This window comes from Pseudomonas sp. BSw22131 (assembly GCF_026810445.1).
In the GTDB taxonomy this organism is placed as follows: Bacteria; Pseudomonadota; Gammaproteobacteria; order Pseudomonadales; family Pseudomonadaceae; genus Aquipseudomonas; species Aquipseudomonas huanghezhanensis.
In genome coordinates this window covers 3404100-3423980 of sequence record NZ_CP113949.1, presented here as the reverse complement: position 1 = coordinate 3423980, position 19881 = coordinate 3404100, and the positions used below count along the sequence as shown (strand labels likewise).

Below are 19881 nucleotides of genomic sequence, written 5' to 3'. Positions count from 1 at the left end.
GCGCGAATTCATTCGCGAGGCCTCGAACTGTTTACTGAGGGATGGGAACGCATGACCAGCGGATTAGTGACAAAAGTACCGGCCAACAAGCTGGTGCTGGCGATTTCCTCGCGGGCGCTGTTCGACCTGCGTGAGAGCCATCAGATCTACATGGCGCAGGGCGTGGCGGCCTACCGTCAGTACCAGATCGATCACGAAGACGAAGTACTTGAACAGGGCGACGCGTTTCAACTCGTGCAAAAGCTACTGAGCCTCAATGCCAGTCTGAGCAAGGCGCGGGTCGAAGTGGTGCTGGTTTCTCGCAACAGCGCGGACACCGGCTTGCGTGTGTTCAACTCCATTCAGCACTACGGGCTGGACATTTCTCGCGCCGCATTCGTCGGCGGGCGCAGTCCGTTCCCTTACCTGGCAGCATTTGGCAGCCATCTGTTCCTCTCCACTCACGCAGAAGATGTGCGCAGCGCACTGGATGCCGGTTTTGCGGCCGCGACGATTCTGTCCGGAGGCGCCCGACGCGCTGCAAGCGCCGAATTGCGTATAGCCTTCGATGGCGACGCGGTGCTGTTTTCTGATGAATCCGAGCGCGTCTATCAATCCGGTGGTCTGGAAGCGTTTCAGGCCAGCGAACGTGAGGCCGCACGTCGGCCCCTCAGTGGCGGTCCTTTCAAGCCATTTCTGGAAGCACTCAACCTGTTGCAGCGTGAATTTCCTGAAGAAACCTGCCCGATCCGCACGGCCCTGGTGACGGCGCGTTCGGCACCCGCTCACGAGCGGGTGATTCGCACGCTACGCGACTGGGACATCCGCCTGGATGAGTCGCTGTTTCTGGGCGGGCTGGAAAAATCGGCATTTCTGGAAGCGTTTGCAGCGGACGTTTTTTTCGATGATCAGCCAGGCCATTGTGAGAAGGCCAGGGACGTTGTCGCCACCGGTCACGTGCCCCATGGCATCAGCAACGAACTAAAACCCTGAACCTTTAGACCCTAATGATTTATCGCACCCGTTGGTTTCTCCCGGCGCTGCTAAGCTGAAAACAGATCCGGGCAAACGACCTGCGTGGCCGAAGTTGCCCGGCGTGCGCCTTGCCGTAACGGGCTTTCGGGAGGTCCCATGATTCGTTCGATGCTTTACGCGACGGACCTCGGTCTTTATTCGCCTTATGTGTTGCAGCACGCATTGGCTCTGGCTCGCACGTTTGAGGCCGAGCTATACGTGATTCACGTGGTGGAGCCCATGGGGCCGTTTGCCGAGTCGGTGTTGCAGAGTTATCTGGGAGAGGACGCGCTCAAATCGCTGCACAGCGAGGGCATCAGCAATGTCATTGATGGCATTGAGCAGCGGGTGCTCGACGGGTTTCGCGAGGAGCTGGGAGAAGGCCATAAAGACCTGGCGTTGATCCGCACCGTTCGGGTGGTTCAGGGCGACCCATCCAATGTGATACTCGATCAGGCCCAGAAGCTGGCAGTTGATCTGGTGGTGGTCGGTAGCCACAGTCACGGCGCACGGGGCGAGACGCCTATTGGCCGTACGGCTGCGCGTGTATTGCAGTTGAGCGAGGTGCCGGTTTACATGGTGCCGATGCTTCATAACCGGGCTGTCGATTAAAAGCAGGCAAAGAAATATCGAGCGTGTCATCGCCGTTCAAAAGTGATAAAAAGTTCTAGATTTTCTCTCCTGACCATTAATCCAGTTATATACCGTCGTGATGCCCGTGGGGTCTTCCGGCTTTGAGGGATACATATGAAGCTTCAACAATTGCGCTACATCTGGGAAGTGGCGCACCACGATCTCAACGTTTCGGCCACGGCCCAGAGCCTTTATACCTCTCAGCCAGGTATCAGCAAGCAGATCCGTCTTTTGGAGGATGAGCTTGGGGTCGAGGTTTTTGCGCGCAGCGGCAAGCACCTGACACGGGTAACGCCAGCGGGGGAGCGGATCATCACTACGGCAGGGGAAATCCTGCGCAAGGTTGAAAGCATCAAGCAAATCGCCCAGGAATTTTCCAACGAGAAAAAGGGCACGCTGTCCATCGCCACCACCCACACCCAGGCGCGTTATGCACTGCCGCCGGTGATCAGCAGCTTCATCAAGCAGTACCCGGACGTTGCGCTGCACATGCATCAGGGTTCGCCGATGCAAATCGCCGAAATGGCGGCCGATGGCACGGTGGATTTCGCGATTGCCACCGAGGCGCTGGAGCTGTTCGGTGATCTGGTGATGATGCCGTGCTACACCTGGAACCGCTGCGTGGTGGTGCCACAGGGCCATCCGCTCACCAAAGTGTCGAAGCTGACCCTGGAAATCCTCGCCGAATACCCGATCGTGACCTACGTCTTTGGTTTTACCGGCCGCTCCAAGCTCGACGAAGCCTTCAGCCACAGAGGCCTGACCCCTAAAGTGGTGTTCACCGCTGCCGACGCCGACGTCATCAAAACCTACGTGCGTCTGGGCCTGGGCGTTGGCATCGTCGCCAAGATGGCTGTTGACCCGAAACTGGACAGCGACCTGGTGGTGCTGGATGCCAGCGAGTTGTTCGAAGCCAGCGTGACCAAGATCGGCTTCCGTCGCGGCACCTTCTTGCGCGGGTTCATGTGCGATTTCATCGAGAAATTCGCCCCGCACCTGACCCGTGATGTGATGGCCAAAGCCATCGCCTGCCACAACAAGCAAGAACTCGAAGAGCTGTTTGCCGGGGTTGAACTGCCGGAGCATTGATGGAAGAAGCAACAAGCTGCAAGCGGCTCTGAAACGGGCTGCTTCTTCTTGCAGCTTGCAGCTTGCAGCTTGCAGCTTGCAGCTTGCAGATTAAAGCTTGCAACTGCCCCTATGCTTTCCCGATCAAATTCCCTGCATGCAGCCCGCATTCTTTTTGCGTGGCTTCTTCCCACCACCAACGGCCTTCGCGCTCGTGCTGGTTGGGCAGCACGGGGCGTGTGCAGGGTTCGCAGCCGATGCTGATAAATCCGCGCTCGTGCAGTGGATTGAACGGCAATTCCAGCATGCGGATGTAGTTCCACACATCAGCGCTGGTCATCTGTGCCAGCGGGTTGAATTTGTACAGCGGGCGCTCCGGCGTCGAGAACGCACCATCAATCTCCACCACCGCCACACTGTTTCGGGTGCTCGGGCTCTGATCCCGACGCTGACCCGTTGCCCAGGCCGTCACGGCACTGAGCTTGCGCCGCAAGGGCTCGATCTTGCGTATGCCGCAGCACTCTCCATGGCCGTCCCGGTAGAAACTGAACAAGCCCTTTTCCTTGACGAAGGGCTCGAGTGCGCGCTGATCGGGCGACACGATCTCGATCTCGATCTTGTACTGCTCGCGCACCTGTTCAATGAAACGGTAGGTCTCGGGGTGGAGCCGGCCAGTGTCCAGGCTGAACACTTTGACGTTTTTGTTGATCTTCCATGCCATGTCCACCAGCACCACGTCTTCCGCGCCGCTGAAGGAAATCCACAGCTCGTCGCCGAAGTGCTGAAACGCAAACTTGAGAATGTCTTGGGCGGACTTGCCCGCGTAAGTCGCAGCGATGTCAGCGACGTCGAAAGGGTGGCTCATCAGGAGGCTTCCTACAATTGGATGGCGCTTAGGCGCTCGTAATGGCAACGATGGTAACAAAATCCTTCGCGTGTTTGCCCACTCGCTGTGTTTGCGCAGGCATGACCCACTGGTTAGAGTGCGGCTACTTTAACGTCAGCGAGGAGTGTCCCGTGGAAATTGCCTGTCTCGATCTGGAAGGTGTGCTGGTCCCGGAAATCTGGATCGCATTTGCGGAAAAAACCGGTATCGAGTCGCTTCGAGCGACCACGCGTGACATCCCCGATTACGACGTGCTGATGACCCAGCGCCTGCGGATTCTCGATGAACACGGCTTGAAGCTGTCAGACATCCAGAAAGTAATTGGCACGCTCAAACCGCTGGACGGCGCGGTCGAGTTCGTCGACTGGTTACGCGAGCGGTTTCAGGTGGTGATCCTGTCGGACACCTTCTACGAGTTCTCTCAGCCACTGATGCGTCAGCTGGGTTTTCCGACGCTGCTCTGCCATCGCCTGATCACCGATGAATCCGATCGCGTTGTCAGCTATCAGCTGCGTCAGAAAGACCCTAAACGTCAGTCAGTGCTGGCTTTCAAAAGCCTGTATTACCGGGTGATCGCCGCAGGCGACTCCTACAACGACACCACCATGCTGGGTGAGGCGGACGCGGGCATTCTGTTTCACGCGCCCGACAAAGTGATTCGCGAGTTCCCGCAGTTTCCGGCGGTGCAGACGTTCGAGGCGCTGAAGCAGGAATTCATCAAGGCGTCGAATCGGGTGCTGAGTGTGTAGCTGGCGCTGTTCGCTCTCCAGGAGCGAACTTGGTCCCGAGCCGAAGTGATTGATGCGCCGTGTCAGCGGTGCACGACCTGTAGGCGCGAATTCATTCGCGTGGCGGGGGTCTGGGTCAACTCGCAAGACGCCTCGCCAACAAATTGCCTTCTACAGAGTTTTAAGGTTCTCCAGCGTCTGCAGCAACACCCGCACTTTAGTGAACGTCTCCTGATACTCGGCTTCGCCCTCCGAGTCGGCAACGATGCCGCCACCGCCCCAGCACGACAGTTGTCCGTCTTTGGCCAGCAGGGTGCGAATGGTGATCGAGCTGTCCATTTCTCCGCGCACGTCGACGTACAGCAGCGAACCGCAATACAACGCCCGTTGCGTTGGCTCCAGTTCGTCAATGATCTGCATGGCGCGGATCTTTGGTGCGCCGGTGATGGAGCCTCCGGGAAAACCGCCGCTCAGCAGGTCCAGCGCATCTTTGCCAGTTGCCAGCTCGCCGGTCACGCTGCTGACCAGGTGGTGCACGTTGGGGTAGGTTTCCAGGCTGAACAATTCCGGCACCGTGACCGATCCGGTGCGACAGGCCCGTCCCAGATCGTTACGCAACAAGTCGACGATCATCAGGTTCTCGGCGCGGTCCTTTTCACTGCTCAACAGTTCGGCGGCGTAGGCCGCGTCTTCGGCCGCGTCCTTGCCGCGAGGGCGGGTGCCTTTGATCGGTCGGGTTTCGACCTGGCGTTGACTGATTTTCACAAAGCGTTCGGGCGACAGGCTCAACACGGCGTCGCCTTGGGGCAGGGCGATGTAGCCAGCGAAGGGTGTCGGGCAGGCGCCTCGCAGCGCGCAGTACGCCGCCCATGGGTCGCCGGTATAGCCTGCGCGAAAGCGTTGTGTGAGGTTGACCTGATAACAGTCGCCGGCGTGGATGTAGTCCTGAATCCGCTGGAATGACTGTTGGTATTGCGCTGCGCTGGTGTCGGCTTTGAAAGGCCCGGTGAGGGCGAAATCACCCGCGCGCACCGGTGTCGGCTCGCTGAACAGAGCGATCAGTCGCTGCCGCTGTTCAGGCGCACACGCGCGGTGAAACACCAGTTGGCTGGTCTGTTCGTGGTGGTCGCTGATCAACGCCCAGTCATAAAGGCCCAGGCGCGCGGACGGCAGATGCAGGTCGTCCAGCGACTGTTGCGACAGGGGTTCGAGCAAGCGTCCAAAATCATAGGCCAAGTAACCGATCAGGCCGCCCGCAAACGGCAGCGGGCAATGCTCGGGCAACTGGCTGCTGCCCAGATGCGTGAGGCTGTCGCGCAGGCGCTCAATGAACGTGAGACCCGATTCCCCAGCCTGAGGCAAAAACTGTTCGAGCGGCCACGCACTGAGGATGTCGAACCGCCCGCGATCTGCTTCAGGGCGGCCGCTGTCGAGTAACACCGCGCCCGGTGCATGACGCATGACCGAAAAAAACCCGGAAGGGTTCGGGCTGTAGGCGAGGGGATATACAGAACAGGTTGGCATTCGAAGGAATCAGTCATGGAGCGCGGAAGGGCGATTGTAGTCGTATGGGTTTGCGCAGGCTACACGTGCCCGAACAGCGCCTGTGCGAATGCTACCCGTTCGGCCGGGCTTTCCACGCGGCCCTCGGCAGCCAGCTGTTCCAGTCGATCTTCGACTGCGCGGGTGCGGTGAGTCAGGCCACAATCATTGGCGATCTGAATGTTCAGGCCAGGACGCGCGTTGAGTTCGAGGATCAGCGGGCCGCGGTCCTGGTCCAGCACCATGTCGACGCCAATGTACCCCAGCCCGCACAACTCGTAGCACTCGGCCGACAGCTTCATGAAACCGTCCCAGTTCGGCAACTGCACGCCATCCACGGGATTGGTGGTGTCAGGATGTTTGCTGATGATGCTGTTGAGCCAGGTGCCGCGCAGCGTCATGCCGGTGGCCAGGTCCACGCCCACGCCGATAGCGCCTTGGTGCAGGTTGGCCTTGCCGCCGGACTGACGCGTCGGCAAGCGCAACATGGCCATCACCGGGTAGCCCATCAGCACGATCACCCGGATGTCCGGCACGCCTTCATAACTGATGCTCTTGAATATCGGGTCAGGGGTGACGCGGTATTCGATCAGCGCCCGGTCGCGGTGCCCGCCAAGGGAATACAGGCCGGTAAGGATGCTGGAGATCTGATGCTCGATTTCATCGCGGCTGATGATGCGTCCCGAAATGGTCCTGAAGCGCTCCTCGAAACGGTCGGCAATCACCAGAATGCCATCGCCGCCCGCGCCTTGGGCCGGCTTGACCACGAAGTCATCGCGCCCGCCGATGATGTCGTCGAGTTTGCTGATTTCTTTTTCGGTGGAAATGACGCCGTACATCTCCGGCACGTGAATGCCCGCTGCAATGGCTCGCTGCTTGGTGATGATCTTGTCATCGACAATGGGGTACAGGCTGCGCTTGTTGTACTTGAGCACGTAATCGGCGTTACGCCGATTGATGCCCATGATCCCCTTGGCTTCCAGCGCCTTCCAGGTTTTCCACCAGCCGATCATTTGGCGTCTTCCCGCGCTTCATCCTCTTTGATGAAGGCCTTGAAGCGGATGAGTTCGGTGAGGCGATAGCCCCGGTAGCGACCCATCGCCAGCATGAATCCAACCAGAATCAGCAGCACGGCCGGGAAGGTGAACACGAAGTAGATCAGTTCCGGCACGCTCATGATGATATGCGCCAGCGAGGCCGCGAACAGCGTGCCGATGGCGACTTTCATGGCGTGGCCGCCGCCGCGTTCTTCCCAGGTGATCGACAGGCGTTCGATGGTCATGGTCAGGATCACCATCGGGAACAATGCCACCGATAACCCGCGCTCCAGCCCCAGCTTGTGGCTGAACAGGCTGATGGCCGCGATCAGCACCACCACAAACGTCAGCACCACGGACAGCCGCGGCAGCATTTGCAGCTTGAGGTGTTCGAGGTACGAACGCAGCGACAGCCCCAATGCCGTGATGATGGTAAACAGCACGATGCCGAAGCCCAGCTGCGTCTCTCGGAACGCCAGTGCAATCAGCACCGGTGTGAATGTCCCCAGGGTTTGCAGGCCGATCAGGTTGCGCAGGATCAGGATGACCAGCACGCCAATCGGGATCATCACCATGATCATGAAGGTTTGCTGGGTTTGCAGCGGCAGGCCGTACAGCGAGTATTCGAGGAAGTCCGCGTCGGTGTTCTCGTCGGTGAGCTTGGCCAGGCGAATGGCGTTCATTTCGCTGTTGTTGAGGCTGAAATTGACCGTGGCCTTCTTGCCGCCTTCGACGGTGATCAGGTTTTCATCACCGATCCACCACAGCAAGCGGTCCTTCGGCAGGCCAGCTTCTCCGCTGTCCGGGTTGAAGTAGAGCCAGTCTTTGCCGTTGAAGCTGCGCAACCACAGCTCGGGAGTTTGTGGCTGGTCAGCGACAAGGCGGATGGTGTGGACTTTCTCGACCGGGACATGGGCGATGGACAGCAGTATCTCGGTGATGCGTGCCTTGTTGGCCACTGACGGATCGCCCGCCAGCAGCAGTTTGACGTTGTCATCGCTCAGGTTATTGACGCGCTTGATGGCTTCGGTGACGAAGGTCTCGACATCCGCCGAGTGTTGGCGAATCGGCGCGAGCAGCGCATCGGCGGCGATTTTCTCCGGGCCTTCCACGGCAATGCTGTCACGGAAGATCGGGCCTTTGACCTTGGCTTTTTCGCCGCTGTAGCGTTTGGTCAGGACCAGTCTGTAGTAGAGCGTCTGCTTACCGTTGGCGCGGCGTGCAGACCAGGTGACTTTGCGGTTGCCGTCGGCCCGGTTGACGCTCACGCCGTAATTGTTGGAGATGAAGCTCTCGTTGAGGCTGACGTAGTCACGAGCCAGTGGTGGCACGAACATCTGGATTTTGACCGGGTCTTTGGGGCTGGCGACGAACTCGACTTTGGCGTCGATGTTCCACAAGTCGTCCGTTTCGTCTTCAGTTACCGGAATGCCGAGCACCAATATCTGATACGCCGTGATCGCAATCCCTAGCCCGACCAGGATCGTGATCAGGATTTTCAGGTGGAGGGTAAGCGCGCGCATGTGGTTACTCTGCGGTTAAAGCATCAGTCGCGCAGGCTGGTTTGCCCGCTGCGTATTTAAGGCTGGGATCGACCAGCGCGTCGAAGTGTTTCAGTGCTTCAGAGCCAATCAAAAGCGGGTATTGGAATGCACTTCGGTCGGTCAAGTTCACTTCCACCGTTCTTAAAGATTTACCCATGCACACGTTGAGGCTGATCACCGGGCGTGCAGTGTATTTTTTCTCGTCGTCGGGGTCGATGTCACCCGAGCGTCGCTTGATTTTGCTGACGCGTGCCAGCGGACGCTCAATGGGGTGCTCGTGTGCGTCGTCTATGGCGAGATAGAAACGTACCCAGGATTCGCCATTGCGCTTGAAGCGTTTGATGTCGCGTGCGCTGAGGGAAGCGGTTTTTGCGCCCGTGTCCAGTTTTGCCGCCACCTGCAGGTCGATGTCCGCAAGCTCTGCGTATTCGTTGAGGCCGTACACGGTTTTCTCGGCAGCGAGGCTGATGCCGGGTAACAGTAGGCACAGAAAGATCAGGAGGTGTGTGAGGCTCATAAGTCCTGGCAAGGTCACAAAGAGGGGTCTAGCAGCCGTCATGGAGTCGGGGCAGCGGCGCGGCGCATTCTAGCATGAAGGTTTTGACGCTCCGGAAAATCCCCCGCGAAGCTGGACGGCACTTTAGGAGCGCGCTTGCCCGCAAAGGGTTTATCTCACGACACACCCGTATTGATTCAAGGAGCTTTCGCGGGCAAGCGAGCTCCTACACGGGGGCGCATACTGTCGACAATTACTGGGTGGGCTTTGACTAATTGGATCGAATTGTCTAGCTTTAGCGCTATAAATTATAAAGGTGTCAACAATGTTGGATGCCATCGAAACATTACCCGCCGTGCACGACGAGTCGGAAACGTTGTCCGAACACGTTTTTCGGCGTATTCAGGCCGCCATCGTCAAGGGCGAGATCAAGCCTGGCAGCAAGATTTCCGAGCCGGAGCTGGCGCGCACCTACGGCATCAGCCGTGGCCCGTTGCGCGAAGCGATTCACCGTCTTGAAGGCCAGCGGTTGCTGGTGCGCATCCCCCATGTCGGCGCGCGGGTGGTTTCGCTCAGTCAGGCTGAGTTGATCGAGCTGTACGAGATCCGTGAATCCCTGGAAGGCATGGCGTGCCGACTGGCCGCCGAGCGCATGACGCTGGCGGAGATCGATGAGCTGCGCCTCGTCCTCCAGACCCATGAACGCGACACAGCCTTCCAGGCAGGTGTTGGTTATTACCAGCAGGAAGGCGATTTCGACTTCCACTACCGCATCATTCAGGGCGCCGGCAACAGCACGCTGACCCAGATGCTCTGCGGCGAGCTGTATCAACTGGTGCGCATGTACCGGATCCAGTTTTCCACCACGCCCAACCGGCCGCGTCAGGCGTTTGCCGAACACCACCGCATTCTCGACGCCATTGCCGACCGTGACGGCGAACTGGCCGAGCTGTTGATGCGTCGCCATATCGGCGCGTCAAAACGCAACATTGAGCAGCATTTCAAGGCTGCGCCCGCCCGAGGTGAAATATAAAAATGAATCAGAACAAAAGCACTCCCGGCCAACGTTTCCGCGATGCCGTCGCCAGTGAACATCCGCTGCAAGTGGTCGGCACCATCAACGCCAACCACGCGCTGCTGGCCCAGCGCGCAGGCTTCAAGGCTATTTACCTGTCGGGCGGAGGCGTGGCGGCGGGCTCTCTTGGCGTGCCGGACCTGGGCATCACCGGCCTGGACGATGTGCTGACCGATGTGCGCCGGATCACTGACGTCTGCGACTTGCCATTGCTGGTGGATGTCGACACTGGTTTCGGTGCATCGGCGTTCAACGTCGCGCGCACGGTCAGGTCGATGATCAAGTTCGGCGCCGCCGCGATGCACATCGAGGATCAGGTGGGCGCCAAGCGTTGCGGTCATCGTCCCGGCAAGGAAATCGTCTCGCAGCAGGAAATGGTTGACCGCATCAAGGCGGCGGTGGATGCGCGCACGGACGACAGCTTTGTGATCATGGCGCGCACCGATGCGCTGGCGGTCGAAGGTCTGGAGTCGGCACTCGACCGCGCAGCTGCCTGCATCGAGGCGGGGGCCGACATGGTATTCCCCGAGGCCATCACCGAACTGGAGATGTACAAGCTGTTCGCCAGCCGCGTGAAAGCGCCGATTCTGGCGAACATCACCGAGTTTGGTTCGACGCCGCTGTTTACCACCGACGAGTTGAAAGCGGCCGAAGTGGCGCTGGTGCTTTACCCGCTCTCGGCTTTCCGGGCGATGAACAAAGCGGCGGAAAACGTCTATAACGCGATCCGCCGCGACGGTACGCAACAGAACGTGATCGACACCATGCAAACCCGCATGGAGCTGTATGAGCGCATCGATTACCACGCATTCGAGCAAAAGCTCGACGCCTTGTTTGCACAGAAGAAGAACTGATCAGGCTTGATTGACGTAGGAGGGAGCTGCGTTTCCGCCCTGGGCGGGGCTTATTGACACCGAATTGCCAAATCCCTAACAAATTCAAGATTGGAGACAGCAATGGCACAAGCAAAAGTATTGAGCGGCGCGGGCCTACGGGGCCAGGTCGCCGGGCAAACCGCATTGTCGACGGTTGGACAGGCCGGTGCCGGTCTGACCTATCGCGGTTATGACGTACGCGAACTGGCGGCAGACGCACAGTTTGAAGAAGTCGCTTACCTGTTGCTGTACGGCGATCTGCCGACGCAAACCGAGCTCGACGCCTACCAGAAGAAACTCCAGGGCCTGCGAGATTTGCCGCAAGCGCTCAAGGAAGTGCTTGAGCGCATTCCCGCCTGCACCCACCCGATGGACGTGATGCGCACCGGCGCCTCGATGCTGGGCAATCTGGAGCCTGAAGAAAACTTCGACCAGCAGCACGATGCCACCGACCGTCTCCTGGCGGCGTTCCCGGCGATCATGTGCTACTGGTATCGCTTCAGCCACGACGGCAAGCGCATTGATTGCGTAACTGACGAACCCACCATCGGCGGCCATTTCCTCAAGCTGCTGCTGGACGAAACCCCCAGCGAGCTGCACCGCAAGGTCATGAGCGTGTCGCTGATTTTGTACGCCGAACACGAATTCAACGCCTCTACGTTCACTGCGCGTGTGTGTGCCTCCACGCTGTCGGACCTGTATTCCTGCGTTACCGCTGCCATCGGTACGTTGCGCGGCCCGCTGCATGGCGGGGCCAACGAAGCGGCGATGGCCATGATCGAGAAGTTTTCGTCGGCCGAAGAGGCCGTCAAAGGCACCCTTGGAATGCTGGAGCGCAAAGACAAGATCATGGGTTTCGGTCACGCCATCTATAAAGACTGCGACCCGCGTAACGAAGTGATCAAAGGCTGGGCCAGGCAATTGGCGGAAGAGGTGGGCGATACCGTGCTGTTCCCGGTGTCCGAAGCCATCGACAACACCATGTGGGAGCAAAAGAAGCTGTTCCCCAACGCCGATTTCTATCACGCCTCGGCCTACCACTTCATGGGCATCCCGACCAAGCTGTTCACGCCAATCTTCGTCTGCTCGCGCCTGACCGGCTGGGCAGCGCATGTGTTCGAGCAGCGTGCCAATAACCGCATCATCCGTCCAAGCGCCGAGTACATCGGCGTCGAACAGCGCAAGTTCGTGCCAATCGAACAACGCTGACAGGGTGGGGAGGCTGCACCGGGATCTGAATGAAACCCTATGCGCTGTAGGAGCCAACTTGTTGGCGAGAAGGCTTCCCGCGGTTTGTCAGGCCTGACGCCCTCGCGAACACGTTCGCTCCTACAGATGAGCGCGGCGATATGAACCCTGGATCAGGCCCACCCACTGAAATAACCGTGACCGAGTGCTGATGATGAACACTGAAAACCGCAAACGTCTGCCAGGCACCGATCTGGATTACTACGACGCCCGCGCGGCCGTCGATGCAATCAAGCCGGGCGCCTACGCCACGCTGCCGTACACCTCACGGGTGCTGGCCGAAAACCTGGTACGTCGCTGCCACCCGACCACGCTTATCGCATCGCTGACGCAATTGATCGAGCGCAAACGCGACCTCGATTTTCCGTGGTTTCCGGCGCGAGTGGTGTGCCACGACATTCTTGGGCAAACCGCGCTAGTGGATCTGGCTGGCCTGCGTGACGCCATTGCCGACATGGGCGGCGACCCCGCGCAAGTCAATCCGGTGGTGCCGGTGCAGTTGATCGTCGATCACTCGCTCGCTGTTGAATCCGGGGGTTACGACCCCGAGGCCTTCTCGAAAAACCGCGCCATCGAAGACCGCCGCAACGAAGACCGTTTCCACTTCATCAACTGGACCAGGCAGGCGTTCAAGAACGTCGAAGTGATTCCGCCGGGCAACGGCATCATGCACCAGATCAATCTGGAGCGAATGTCCCCGGTGATCCAGTCCCTCAACGGTGTGGCGTTTCCGGACACTCTGGTCGGTACTGACAGCCACACGCCTCACGTCGATGCATTGGGCGTGATTGCCATTGGCGTCGGCGGGCTCGAAGCCGAGAACGTGATGCTCGGACGAGCGTCATGGATGCGCCTGCCGGATATTATCGGGGTCAATCTTTCAGGTCGTCCGCAGCCGGGCATCACTGCCACGGATGTGGTGCTGGCGCTGACGGAATTCCTGCGCAGGCAGAAAGTGGTGGGGGCCTGGCTTGAGTTCTATGGCGAAGGCGCCACCGCGCTGACATTGGGCGATCGCGCGACGATTTCCAACATGGCGCCCGAATACGGCGCAACGGCCGCGATGTTTTCCATCGATCAGCAGACCATCGATTACCTCAAGCTGACCGGGCGCGAGGACGAGCAAGTCAGGCTGGTGGAGACCTACGCAAAAGTCGCCGGGCTCTGGGCAGACACCCTGGCCACCGCCGAATACGAGCGTGTGCTCGGTTTTGATCTGTCTAGCGTGGTGCGCAACATGGCCGGTCCCTCCAACCCGCACGCGCGTGTGGCGACCAGCGATCTGGCGGCGAAGGGTATCTCTGGCGTCTGGGAAGATGTCCCCGGTCAAATGCCCGATGGCGCGGTGATCATCGCGGCGATCACCAGTTGCACCAACACCAGTAACCCGCGCAACGTGATCGCCGCTGGGCTGCTGGCGCGCAATGCCAACCGGTTGGGGCTGACGCGCAAACCGTGGGTCAAGTCTTCGCTGGCGCCAGGCTCCAAAACCGTGGCGCTGTACCTCGACGAAGCGGGTCTTACCACCGAGCTGGAGCAACTGGGTTTCGGCGTCGTGGGGTTTGCCTGCACCACGTGCAACGGCATGTCCGGGGCGCTGGATCCGATCATTCAACAGGAAATCATCGACCGCGATCTGTACGCCACGGCGGTACTGTCCGGCAATCGCAACTTCGACGGGCGCATCCATCCCTACGCGAAGCAGGCCTTTCTCGCCTCGCCGCCGCTGGTGGTGGCCTACGCGATTGCCGGCACCATCCGCTTCGATATCGAGAAGGATGTGCTGGGCGTGGTGGATGGCAAGGAAGTCCGTCTCAAGGACATCTGGCCAGCCGACGAGGAGATCGACGCGGTGGTCAAAGCCTCGGTCAAGCCTGCGCAATTCCGTCAGGTCTATATTCCGATGTTTGCTATTCACGAAGACACTGGCCCGAGGGTCGAGCCGTTGTACGACTGGCGTCCAATGAGCACCTACATCCGGCGTCCGCCTTATTGGGAAGGTGCGCTGGCGGGCGAGCGCACGCTCAAGGGTATGCGGCCGCTGGCGGTGCTGCCGGACAACATCACCACCGATCACTTGTCGCCGTCCAACGCCATCATGCTGGACAGTGCGGCAGGCGAATACCTGGCGCACATGGGCGTGCCGGAGGAGGACTTCAACTCCTACGCCACCCACCGAGGCGACCATTTGACCGCCCAGCGCGCAACGTTTGCCAACCCCAAGCTGTTCAATGAAATGGTGCTGGAGGGCGGCAAGATCAAGCAGGGTTCGTTCGCACGGGTCGAGCCGGAAGGCACCGTGACGCGGATGTGGGAAGCGATTGAAACCTATATGGCGCGCAAACAGCCGCTGATCATCATCGCGGGCGCCGATTACGGCCAGGGTTCCTCGCGTGACTGGGCTGCGAAAGGCGTGCGCCTGGCGGGGGTTGAAGTGATTGCAGCCGAAGGCTTCGAGCGTATTCATCGCACTAATCTGGTCGGTATGGGCGTGCTGCCGCTGGAGTTCAAGCCGGGCGTCAATCGGCTCACGCTGGGCATCGACGGCACTGAAACCTACGACGTGATTGGCGAGCGCACGCCGGGGGCGACGCTCACGCTGGTCATCCACCGCAGAAACGGCGAAACCGTGGACGTGCCGGTCACCTGTCGCCTGGATACCGCTGAAGAGCTGTCGATTTACGAGGCGGGCGGCGTGTTGCAGCGGTTTGCCCAGGACTTTCTTGAGTCGGCGACGGTGGCTTGAAGTGGAATCGCTGGCCTGGGACGACACACCGTCTGTAGGAGCTAACTTGTTGGCGAAGCGGTGTGTCAGGCACGACCTCTCGCGAACAAGTTCGCTCCTACAGAAGATCTCGTCCCCGACGGCGCTGTTGGTTCTTATATAAAGGAACGAGTGTTTATGATTCACCCAGCACAAATCAAAATCGCCGCGACCTACATGCGCGGCGGCACCAGCAAGGGTGTGTTTTTTCGTCTGCAGGATTTGCCTGAAGCCGCACAATCGCCGGGCGCTGCCCGCGATACCTTGCTGTTGCGGGTTATCGGTAGCCCGGACCCTTATGCCAAACAAATCGATGGCATGGGCGGCGCAACCTCAAGCACCAGCAAAACCGTGATTCTGTCGAAAAGCACCCGCGTCGATCATGACGTCGATTACCTGTTCGGGCAGGTCTCCATCGACACGCCGTTCGTGGACTGGAGCGGCAACTGCGGCAATCTGTCGGCAGCGGTGGGGCCGTTCGCAATCAGCAACGGGTTAGTGGACGCTGATCGCATCCCGCACAACGGCGTGGCCGTGGTGCGTATCTGGCAGGCCAACATTGGCAAAACCATCATCGCTCACGTGCCCATGACCGGTGGCGCTGTTCAGGAAACCGGTGACTTCGAACTCGACGGCGTGACCTTTCCGGCCGCAGAGGTGCAGCTCGAATTCCTTGATCCTGCGGCGGATGAAGAGGGTGCGGGTGGCTCGATGTTCCCCACTGGCAATCTGGTGGACGACCTGGATGTGCCTGGTATCGGCACATTCAAAGCGACGATGATCAATGCAGGCATTCCGACGATCTTCATCAACGCCCGAGACATCGGTTACACCGGCACCGAATTGCAGGACGCTATTAACAGCGATCCGCAGGCGTTGAGCCGTTTCGAGACCATTCGCGCGTATGGGGCGTTGCGAATGGGCTTGATTGCAAATGTTGGTGAGGCGTCCAAACGTCAGCACACGCCAAAAGTGGCCTTCGTTGCGCCGCCAGCCGAGTACGTGTCCTCGAGTGGCAAGGGAATTGGTGTGGCGGACACCGACCTGTTGGTGCGTGCGATGTCCATGGGCAAGTTGCATCACGCGATGATGGGCACCGCGGCGGTGGCTATCGGGACCGCCGCTGCCATCCCGGGCACGCTGGTCAACCTGGCAGCGGGCGGCGGTGAGCGGACCGCTGTGCGCTTCGGCCATCCGTCCGGCACCTTGAGAGTGGGAGCCGAAGCGATCCTGCACGAGGGCCAATGGTTGGTAAAAAAAGCCATCATGAGCCGCAGCGCGCGGGTGCTGATGGAAGGATTCGTTCGCGTGCCGGGTGATGTCGTCTGATCGACGCTGATCCCTTTTTAGGAGCGCGCTTGCCCGCGATTGCGCAGTGTCAGTCACGGATATTCTTCTGGTCTGACGCCATCGCGGGCAAGCGCGCTCCTACAGTGAACGCAACCGCAGCTGGCTTTATTTGAACCGTCGCTCCACGCCTTTTTCCACCAGCACTTTCGCCGAGATTTCTTCGACGGAAAAGTGAGTGGAATTGATGTTCGGAATGTTCTCGCGACGAAACAGGTTTTCCACTTCGCGCACTTCAAATTCACACTGTGCGTAACTGGAATAACGACTGTTGGGTTTGCGTTCGTGGCGGATGGCAGTCAGACGGTCGGGATCGATGGTCAGGCCAAACAGTTTTTCGCGGTGCTGTTTGAGCGCGGGCGGCAATTGCAGGCGCTCCATGTCGTCTTCGGTCAGCGGGTAGTTGGCCGCGCGAATACCGAACTGCATTGCCATGTAAAGGCACGTCGGGGTTTTGCCGCACCGTGAAACCCCCACCAGGATGATGTCGGCCTTGTCGTAATAGTGCGTGCGGGCGCCATCATCATTGTCCAGTGCGAAGTTCACGGCCTCAATGCGCTCCATGTAGTTGGAGTTGTGACCTATGGAGTGCGATTTCCCCACCGAGTAGGAGGAGTGTGAACTAAGCTCCTGCTCCAGCGGGGCGAGGAACGTCGAGAATATGTCGATCATGAAACCGTCGGAGGTCGCCAGAATCTCGCGGATGTCCTGATTGACGATGGTGTCGAAAATGATCGGACGCACCTCGTCCTTCTCGGCGGCCTTGTTGATCTGCTGGACCATGGCCCGGGCCTTTTCGACGCTGTCGATATAGGGCCGCGTGAACTTGTTGAACGTAATGTTCTCGAATTGTGCCAACAGGCTCTGGCCAAGGGTCTCGGCTGTAATGCCGGTGCCGTCGGAGATAAAAAAAGCGGATCGTTTCATTTGCGCCCTGGGCCTTAAGCTGGTGACGATTCTTGGATATCATAGGTCGGCTTGCGGACCTTGGCTGGCCGCATTCTACCTTTTTCAGGCTTCAGATTTTCCGGACCCGGATTACAAGCGCGCAGAACCCTCGTTTCCCAAGGTTCATGCACCCACGCTTTTCCCAACAACAATCGGTTAGTGGAGAGATCACCTTGGTAGAGTACGTAGTTTCCCTCGATAAGCTCGGCGTCCATGATGTAGAGCATGTGGGGGGCAAGAACGCATCCCTCGGCGAGATGATCAGTAACCTCGCGGGCGCCGGTGTTTCGGTCCCCGGTGGCTTCGCCACTACAGCTCAGGCCTACCGTGATTTTCTTGAGCAGAGTGGTCTGAACGATCAGATCCATGCGGCACTCGATGCCCTTGATGTCGACGACGTCAACGCGCTGGCCAAAACCGGCGCGCAGATTCGTCAGTGGATCATGGAGGCGCACTTCCCCGAGAAGCTCAACGCCGAAATACGTACCGCCTTTGCCGAGCTGTCGGCAGGTAACCCGGACATCGCCGTTGCTGTGCGTTCTTCCGCCACCGCAGAAGATCTGCCAGATGCCTCCTTCGCAGGCCAACAGGAAACCTTCCTTAATATCCGCGGCGTCGAGAACGTCATCCGTGCGGCCAAAGAAGTGTTCGCCTCCCTGTTCAATGACCGCGCCATTTCCTACCGTGTGCACCAGGGTTTCGACCACAAGCTGGTTGCGTTGTCTGCTGGCGTGCAGCGCATGGTGCGTTCTGAAACCGGCACGGCCGGTGTGATGTTCACCCTGGACACCGAATCCGGTTTCCGCGATGTGGTGTTCATCACCGGCGCCTACGGTCTGGGCGAAACAGTCGTTCAGGGCGCGGTCAACCCGGACGAATTCTACGTCCACAAACAAACCCTTGAAGCCGGTCGCCCGGCAATCCTGCGTCGCAATCTGGGCAGCAAGGCAATCAAGATGATTTACGGCGAAGTCGCCACGGCCGGCAAGTCTGTCAAAGTGATCGATGTCGACGCCGCCGATCGCGCACGGTTCTGCCTCTCCGACGAGGAAGTCAGCAATCTCGCTCGCCAGGCGATGATCATCGAGAAGCACTACAAGTGCCCGATGGACATCGAGTGGGCCAAAGACGGCGACGACGGCAAGCTTTACATCGTCCAGGCGCGGCCGGAAACCGTGAAGAGCCGGACCTCGGCCAACGTCATGGAACGCTACCTGCTCAAAGAGAAAGGCACCGTACTGGTCGAGGGCCGAGCTATTGGTCAGCGCATCGGCGCCGGCAGGGTCCGGATCATCAAGGACGTGTCCGAGATGGACAAGGTTCAGCCCGGAGATGTGCTGGTTTCCGACATGACTGACCCGGATTGGGAACCGGTGATGAAACGCGCCAGCGCCATCGTCACCAACCGTGGCGGGCGTACCTGTCACGCGGCGATCATCGCCCGTGAACTGGGTATTCCTGCGGTCGTGGGCTGCGGCAATGCCACTCAGTTGCTGCGCGATGGCCAGGGTGTGACCGTATCCTGTGCTGAAGGCGATACCGGTTACATCTTTGAGGGCGAGCTGGGCTTTGACATCAAGCAGAACTCCATTGATGCCATGCCGGAGCTGCCGTTCAAGATCATGATGAACGTCGGCAACCCGGACCGTGCCTTCGATTTTGCGCAGTTGCCCAACGCTGGTATCGGCCTGGCGCGTCTGGAATTCATCATCAACCGCATGATCGGTGTTCACCCCAAAGCGCTGTTGAACTACCCGAACCTGCCGCAGGACATCAAGGACAGCGTCGACAAGCGCATTGCCGGTTACGACGATCCGGTCGGTTTCTACGTCGAGAAACTCGTCGAAGGCATCAGCACCCTCGCGGCTGCTTTCACGCCGAAAAAGGTCATCGTGCGGCTGTCGGACTTCAAGTCCAATGAGTACGCCAACCTGATTGGCGGCAAGCTGTATGAGCCTGAAGAAGAAAACCCGATGCTGGGTTTCCGTGGCGCTTCGCGTTACATCAGCGAAAACTTCCGTGACTGCTTCGAGCTCGAGTGCCGCGCCCTCAAACGCGTGCGCAACGAGATGGGCCTGACCAACGTCGAAATCATGGTGCCTTTCGTGCGCACCCTGGGCGAGGCAAGTCAGGTGATCGACCTGCTGGCTGAAAACGGCCTGGCCCGTGGCGAGAACGGCTTGCGCATCATCATGATGTGCGAACTGCCTTCCAACGCGATCCTGGCGGAGGAATTCCTCGAGTTCTTCGACGGCTTCTCTATCGGCTCCAACGACCTGACTCAGTTGACGCTGGGCCTTGATCGCGACTCGGGGATCATCGCTCACCTGTTCGACGAGCGAAATCCGGCGGTCAAGAAGCTGCTGTCCAACGCCATTCAGGCCTGTAACAAGGTGGGCAAATACATTGGTATTTGCGGCCAGGGCCCTTCAGATCATCCGGATCTGGCCCGCTGGCTGATGGAGCAGGGCATCGAGAGCGTTTCGCTCAATCCGGATTCGGTACTGGAAACGTGGTTCTTCCTGTCCGAAGAAGATGCGCCGACGTGATGTAAATTGAGTAAAATGCTGGCCCACTTCGGTGGGTCAGTTTTTTTTGGAAGGGCGGTTCATCGATGCCGCCCTTTTTTGTGCGATTTTTTCAGCGCCTGGTGCGTCCTTTTCGGGCAGCCACTCAGGCGCCGAGCTTTCAGGGCCC

At 59.3% G+C, this 19881-nt stretch carries 16 protein-coding genes; 10 read left to right on the top strand and 6 right to left on the bottom strand.

All coding sequences use genetic code 11. From position 1 onward, the window contains the following. Positions 1-51 precede the first annotated feature (51 nt). From OYW20_RS15360 to cysB, 3 genes are all read left to right on the top strand, one after another. Entirely contained in the window at positions 52-972 is a 921-nt protein-coding gene (locus OYW20_RS15360) for a 5'-nucleotidase (protein WP_408005412.1), read from the top strand. Positions 973-1110: 138 nt separating this feature from the next. Further along, the gene (locus OYW20_RS15355; protein WP_268796811.1) at positions 1111-1605 is read left to right on the top strand and encodes a universal stress protein; all 495 of its coding nucleotides are present in this window, start codon (positions 1111-1113) and stop codon (positions 1603-1605) included. Positions 1606-1740: 135 nt separating this feature from the next. Further along, a complete protein-coding gene (cysB, locus tag OYW20_RS15350) occupies positions 1741-2715 on the top strand; it encodes an HTH-type transcriptional regulator CysB (protein WP_268796810.1) in 975 nt (324 codons plus the stop codon). A gap of 109 nt (positions 2716-2824) precedes the next feature. Here cysB and OYW20_RS15345 read toward each other — a convergent pair whose 3' ends face one another. Next, complete coding sequence (locus tag OYW20_RS15345; RefSeq protein ID WP_268796809.1) at positions 2825-3559, bottom strand: phosphoadenylyl-sulfate reductase; 735 nt, start codon at positions 3557-3559, stop codon at positions 2825-2827. Between the two features lie 152 nt (positions 3560-3711). Here OYW20_RS15345 and thrH point away from each other — a divergent pair, with 152 nt between their 5' ends. Continuing rightward, entirely contained in the window at positions 3712-4329 is a 618-nt protein-coding gene (thrH, locus tag OYW20_RS15340) for a bifunctional phosphoserine phosphatase/homoserine phosphotransferase ThrH (protein WP_268796808.1), read from the top strand. A gap of 150 nt (positions 4330-4479) precedes the next feature. Here the strand turns inward: thrH and pabB are convergent, their stop codons facing one another. The 4 genes from pabB to rloA are packed head-to-tail and all read right to left on the bottom strand — an operon-like array spanning position 4480 to position 8948. Continuing rightward, positions 4480-5832 (bottom strand): aminodeoxychorismate synthase component I, encoded by a 1353-nt coding sequence (gene pabB, locus OYW20_RS15335; RefSeq protein WP_268796807.1) that lies wholly within the window; start codon positions 5830-5832, stop codon positions 4480-4482. A gap of 59 nt (positions 5833-5891) precedes the next feature. Then, entirely contained in the window at positions 5892-6860 is a 969-nt protein-coding gene (locus OYW20_RS15330) for an alpha-L-glutamate ligase-like protein (protein WP_268801149.1), read from the bottom strand. Next, positions 6860-8410 (bottom strand): osmotic stress tolerance membrane protein RloB, encoded by a 1551-nt coding sequence (gene rloB / locus OYW20_RS15325; protein ID WP_268796806.1) that lies wholly within the window; start codon positions 8408-8410, stop codon positions 6860-6862. Before rloB ends, OYW20_RS15330 begins: the two co-directional genes overlap by 1 nt. Positions 8411-8414: 4 nt before the next feature. Further along, positions 8415-8948: a retropepsin-like aspartic peptidase RloA gene (gene rloA / locus OYW20_RS15320; RefSeq protein ID WP_268796805.1), complete on the bottom strand. Its 534-nt coding sequence runs from the start codon at positions 8946-8948 to the stop codon at positions 8415-8417. 304 nt (positions 8949-9252) lie between these two features. Between rloA and OYW20_RS15315 the strand changes: the two genes are divergently transcribed. From OYW20_RS15315 to prpF, 5 genes are all read left to right on the top strand, one after another. Further along, on the top strand, positions 9253-9960 hold the full coding sequence (locus tag OYW20_RS15315) for a GntR family transcriptional regulator (protein ID WP_268796804.1): 708 nt from the start codon (positions 9253-9255) through the stop codon (positions 9958-9960). Between the two features lie 2 nt (positions 9961-9962). Then, positions 9963-10856: a methylisocitrate lyase gene (gene prpB / locus OYW20_RS15310; protein WP_268796803.1), complete on the top strand. Its 894-nt coding sequence runs from the start codon at positions 9963-9965 to the stop codon at positions 10854-10856. Between the two features lie 102 nt (positions 10857-10958). Further along, a complete protein-coding gene (prpC, locus tag OYW20_RS15305; RefSeq protein ID WP_268796802.1) occupies positions 10959-12086 on the top strand; it encodes a bifunctional 2-methylcitrate synthase/citrate synthase in 1128 nt (375 codons plus the stop codon). 193 nt (positions 12087-12279) lie between these two features. Further along, a complete protein-coding gene (acnD, locus tag OYW20_RS15300) occupies positions 12280-14871 on the top strand; it encodes a Fe/S-dependent 2-methylisocitrate dehydratase AcnD (RefSeq protein WP_268801148.1) in 2592 nt (863 codons plus the stop codon). Positions 14872-15027: 156 nt separating this feature from the next. Continuing rightward, complete coding sequence (gene prpF / locus OYW20_RS15295; RefSeq protein WP_268796801.1) at positions 15028-16218, top strand: 2-methylaconitate cis-trans isomerase PrpF; 1191 nt, start codon at positions 15028-15030, stop codon at positions 16216-16218. Positions 16219-16344: 126 nt separating this feature from the next. On the opposite strand, the gene ppsR is transcribed toward prpF, so the two are convergent. Beyond that, complete coding sequence (ppsR, locus tag OYW20_RS15290; protein ID WP_268796800.1) at positions 16345-17163, bottom strand: posphoenolpyruvate synthetase regulatory kinase/phosphorylase PpsR; 819 nt, start codon at positions 17161-17163, stop codon at positions 16345-16347. Between the two features lie 194 nt (positions 17164-17357). Between ppsR and ppsA the strand changes: the two genes are divergently transcribed. Next, a complete protein-coding gene (gene ppsA / locus OYW20_RS15280) occupies positions 17358-19733 on the top strand; it encodes a phosphoenolpyruvate synthase (protein WP_268796798.1) in 2376 nt (791 codons plus the stop codon). Positions 19734-19881: the final 148 nt, after the last annotated feature.

Excerpts from the sequence above, each read along its gene's own strand:
- OYW20_RS15360 (WP_408005412.1), top strand. The coding sequence starts at position 52 with ATGACCAGCGGATTAGTGACAAAAGTACCGGCCAACAAGCTGGTGCTG.
- OYW20_RS15355 (WP_268796811.1), top strand. The coding sequence starts at position 1,111 with ATGATTCGTTCGATGCTTTACGCGACGGACCTCGGTCTTTATTCGCCT.
- acnD (WP_268801148.1), top strand. The coding sequence starts at position 12,280 with ATGAACACTGAAAACCGCAAACGTCTGCCAGGCACCGATCTGGATTAC.
- pabB (WP_268796807.1), bottom strand. The coding sequence starts at position 5,832 with ATGCCAACCTGTTCTGTATATCCCCTCGCCTACAGCCCGAACCCTTCC.
- rloA (WP_268796805.1), bottom strand. The coding sequence starts at position 8,948 with ATGAGCCTCACACACCTCCTGATCTTTCTGTGCCTACTGTTACCCGGC.
- cysB (WP_268796810.1), top strand. The coding sequence starts at position 1,741 with ATGAAGCTTCAACAATTGCGCTACATCTGGGAAGTGGCGCACCACGAT.
- OYW20_RS15345 (WP_268796809.1), bottom strand. The coding sequence starts at position 3,559 with ATGAGCCACCCTTTCGACGTCGCTGACATCGCTGCGACTTACGCGGGC.
- rloB (WP_268796806.1), bottom strand. The coding sequence starts at position 8,410 with ATGCGCGCGCTTACCCTCCACCTGAAAATCCTGATCACGATCCTGGTC.
- prpB (WP_268796803.1), top strand. The coding sequence starts at position 9,963 with ATGAATCAGAACAAAAGCACTCCCGGCCAACGTTTCCGCGATGCCGTC.
- ppsR (WP_268796800.1), bottom strand. The coding sequence starts at position 17,163 with ATGAAACGATCCGCTTTTTTTATCTCCGACGGCACCGGCATTACAGCC.
- OYW20_RS15315 (WP_268796804.1), top strand. The coding sequence starts at position 9,253 with ATGTTGGATGCCATCGAAACATTACCCGCCGTGCACGACGAGTCGGAA.
- prpC (WP_268796802.1), top strand. The coding sequence starts at position 10,959 with ATGGCACAAGCAAAAGTATTGAGCGGCGCGGGCCTACGGGGCCAGGTC.
- prpF (WP_268796801.1), top strand. The coding sequence starts at position 15,028 with ATGATTCACCCAGCACAAATCAAAATCGCCGCGACCTACATGCGCGGC.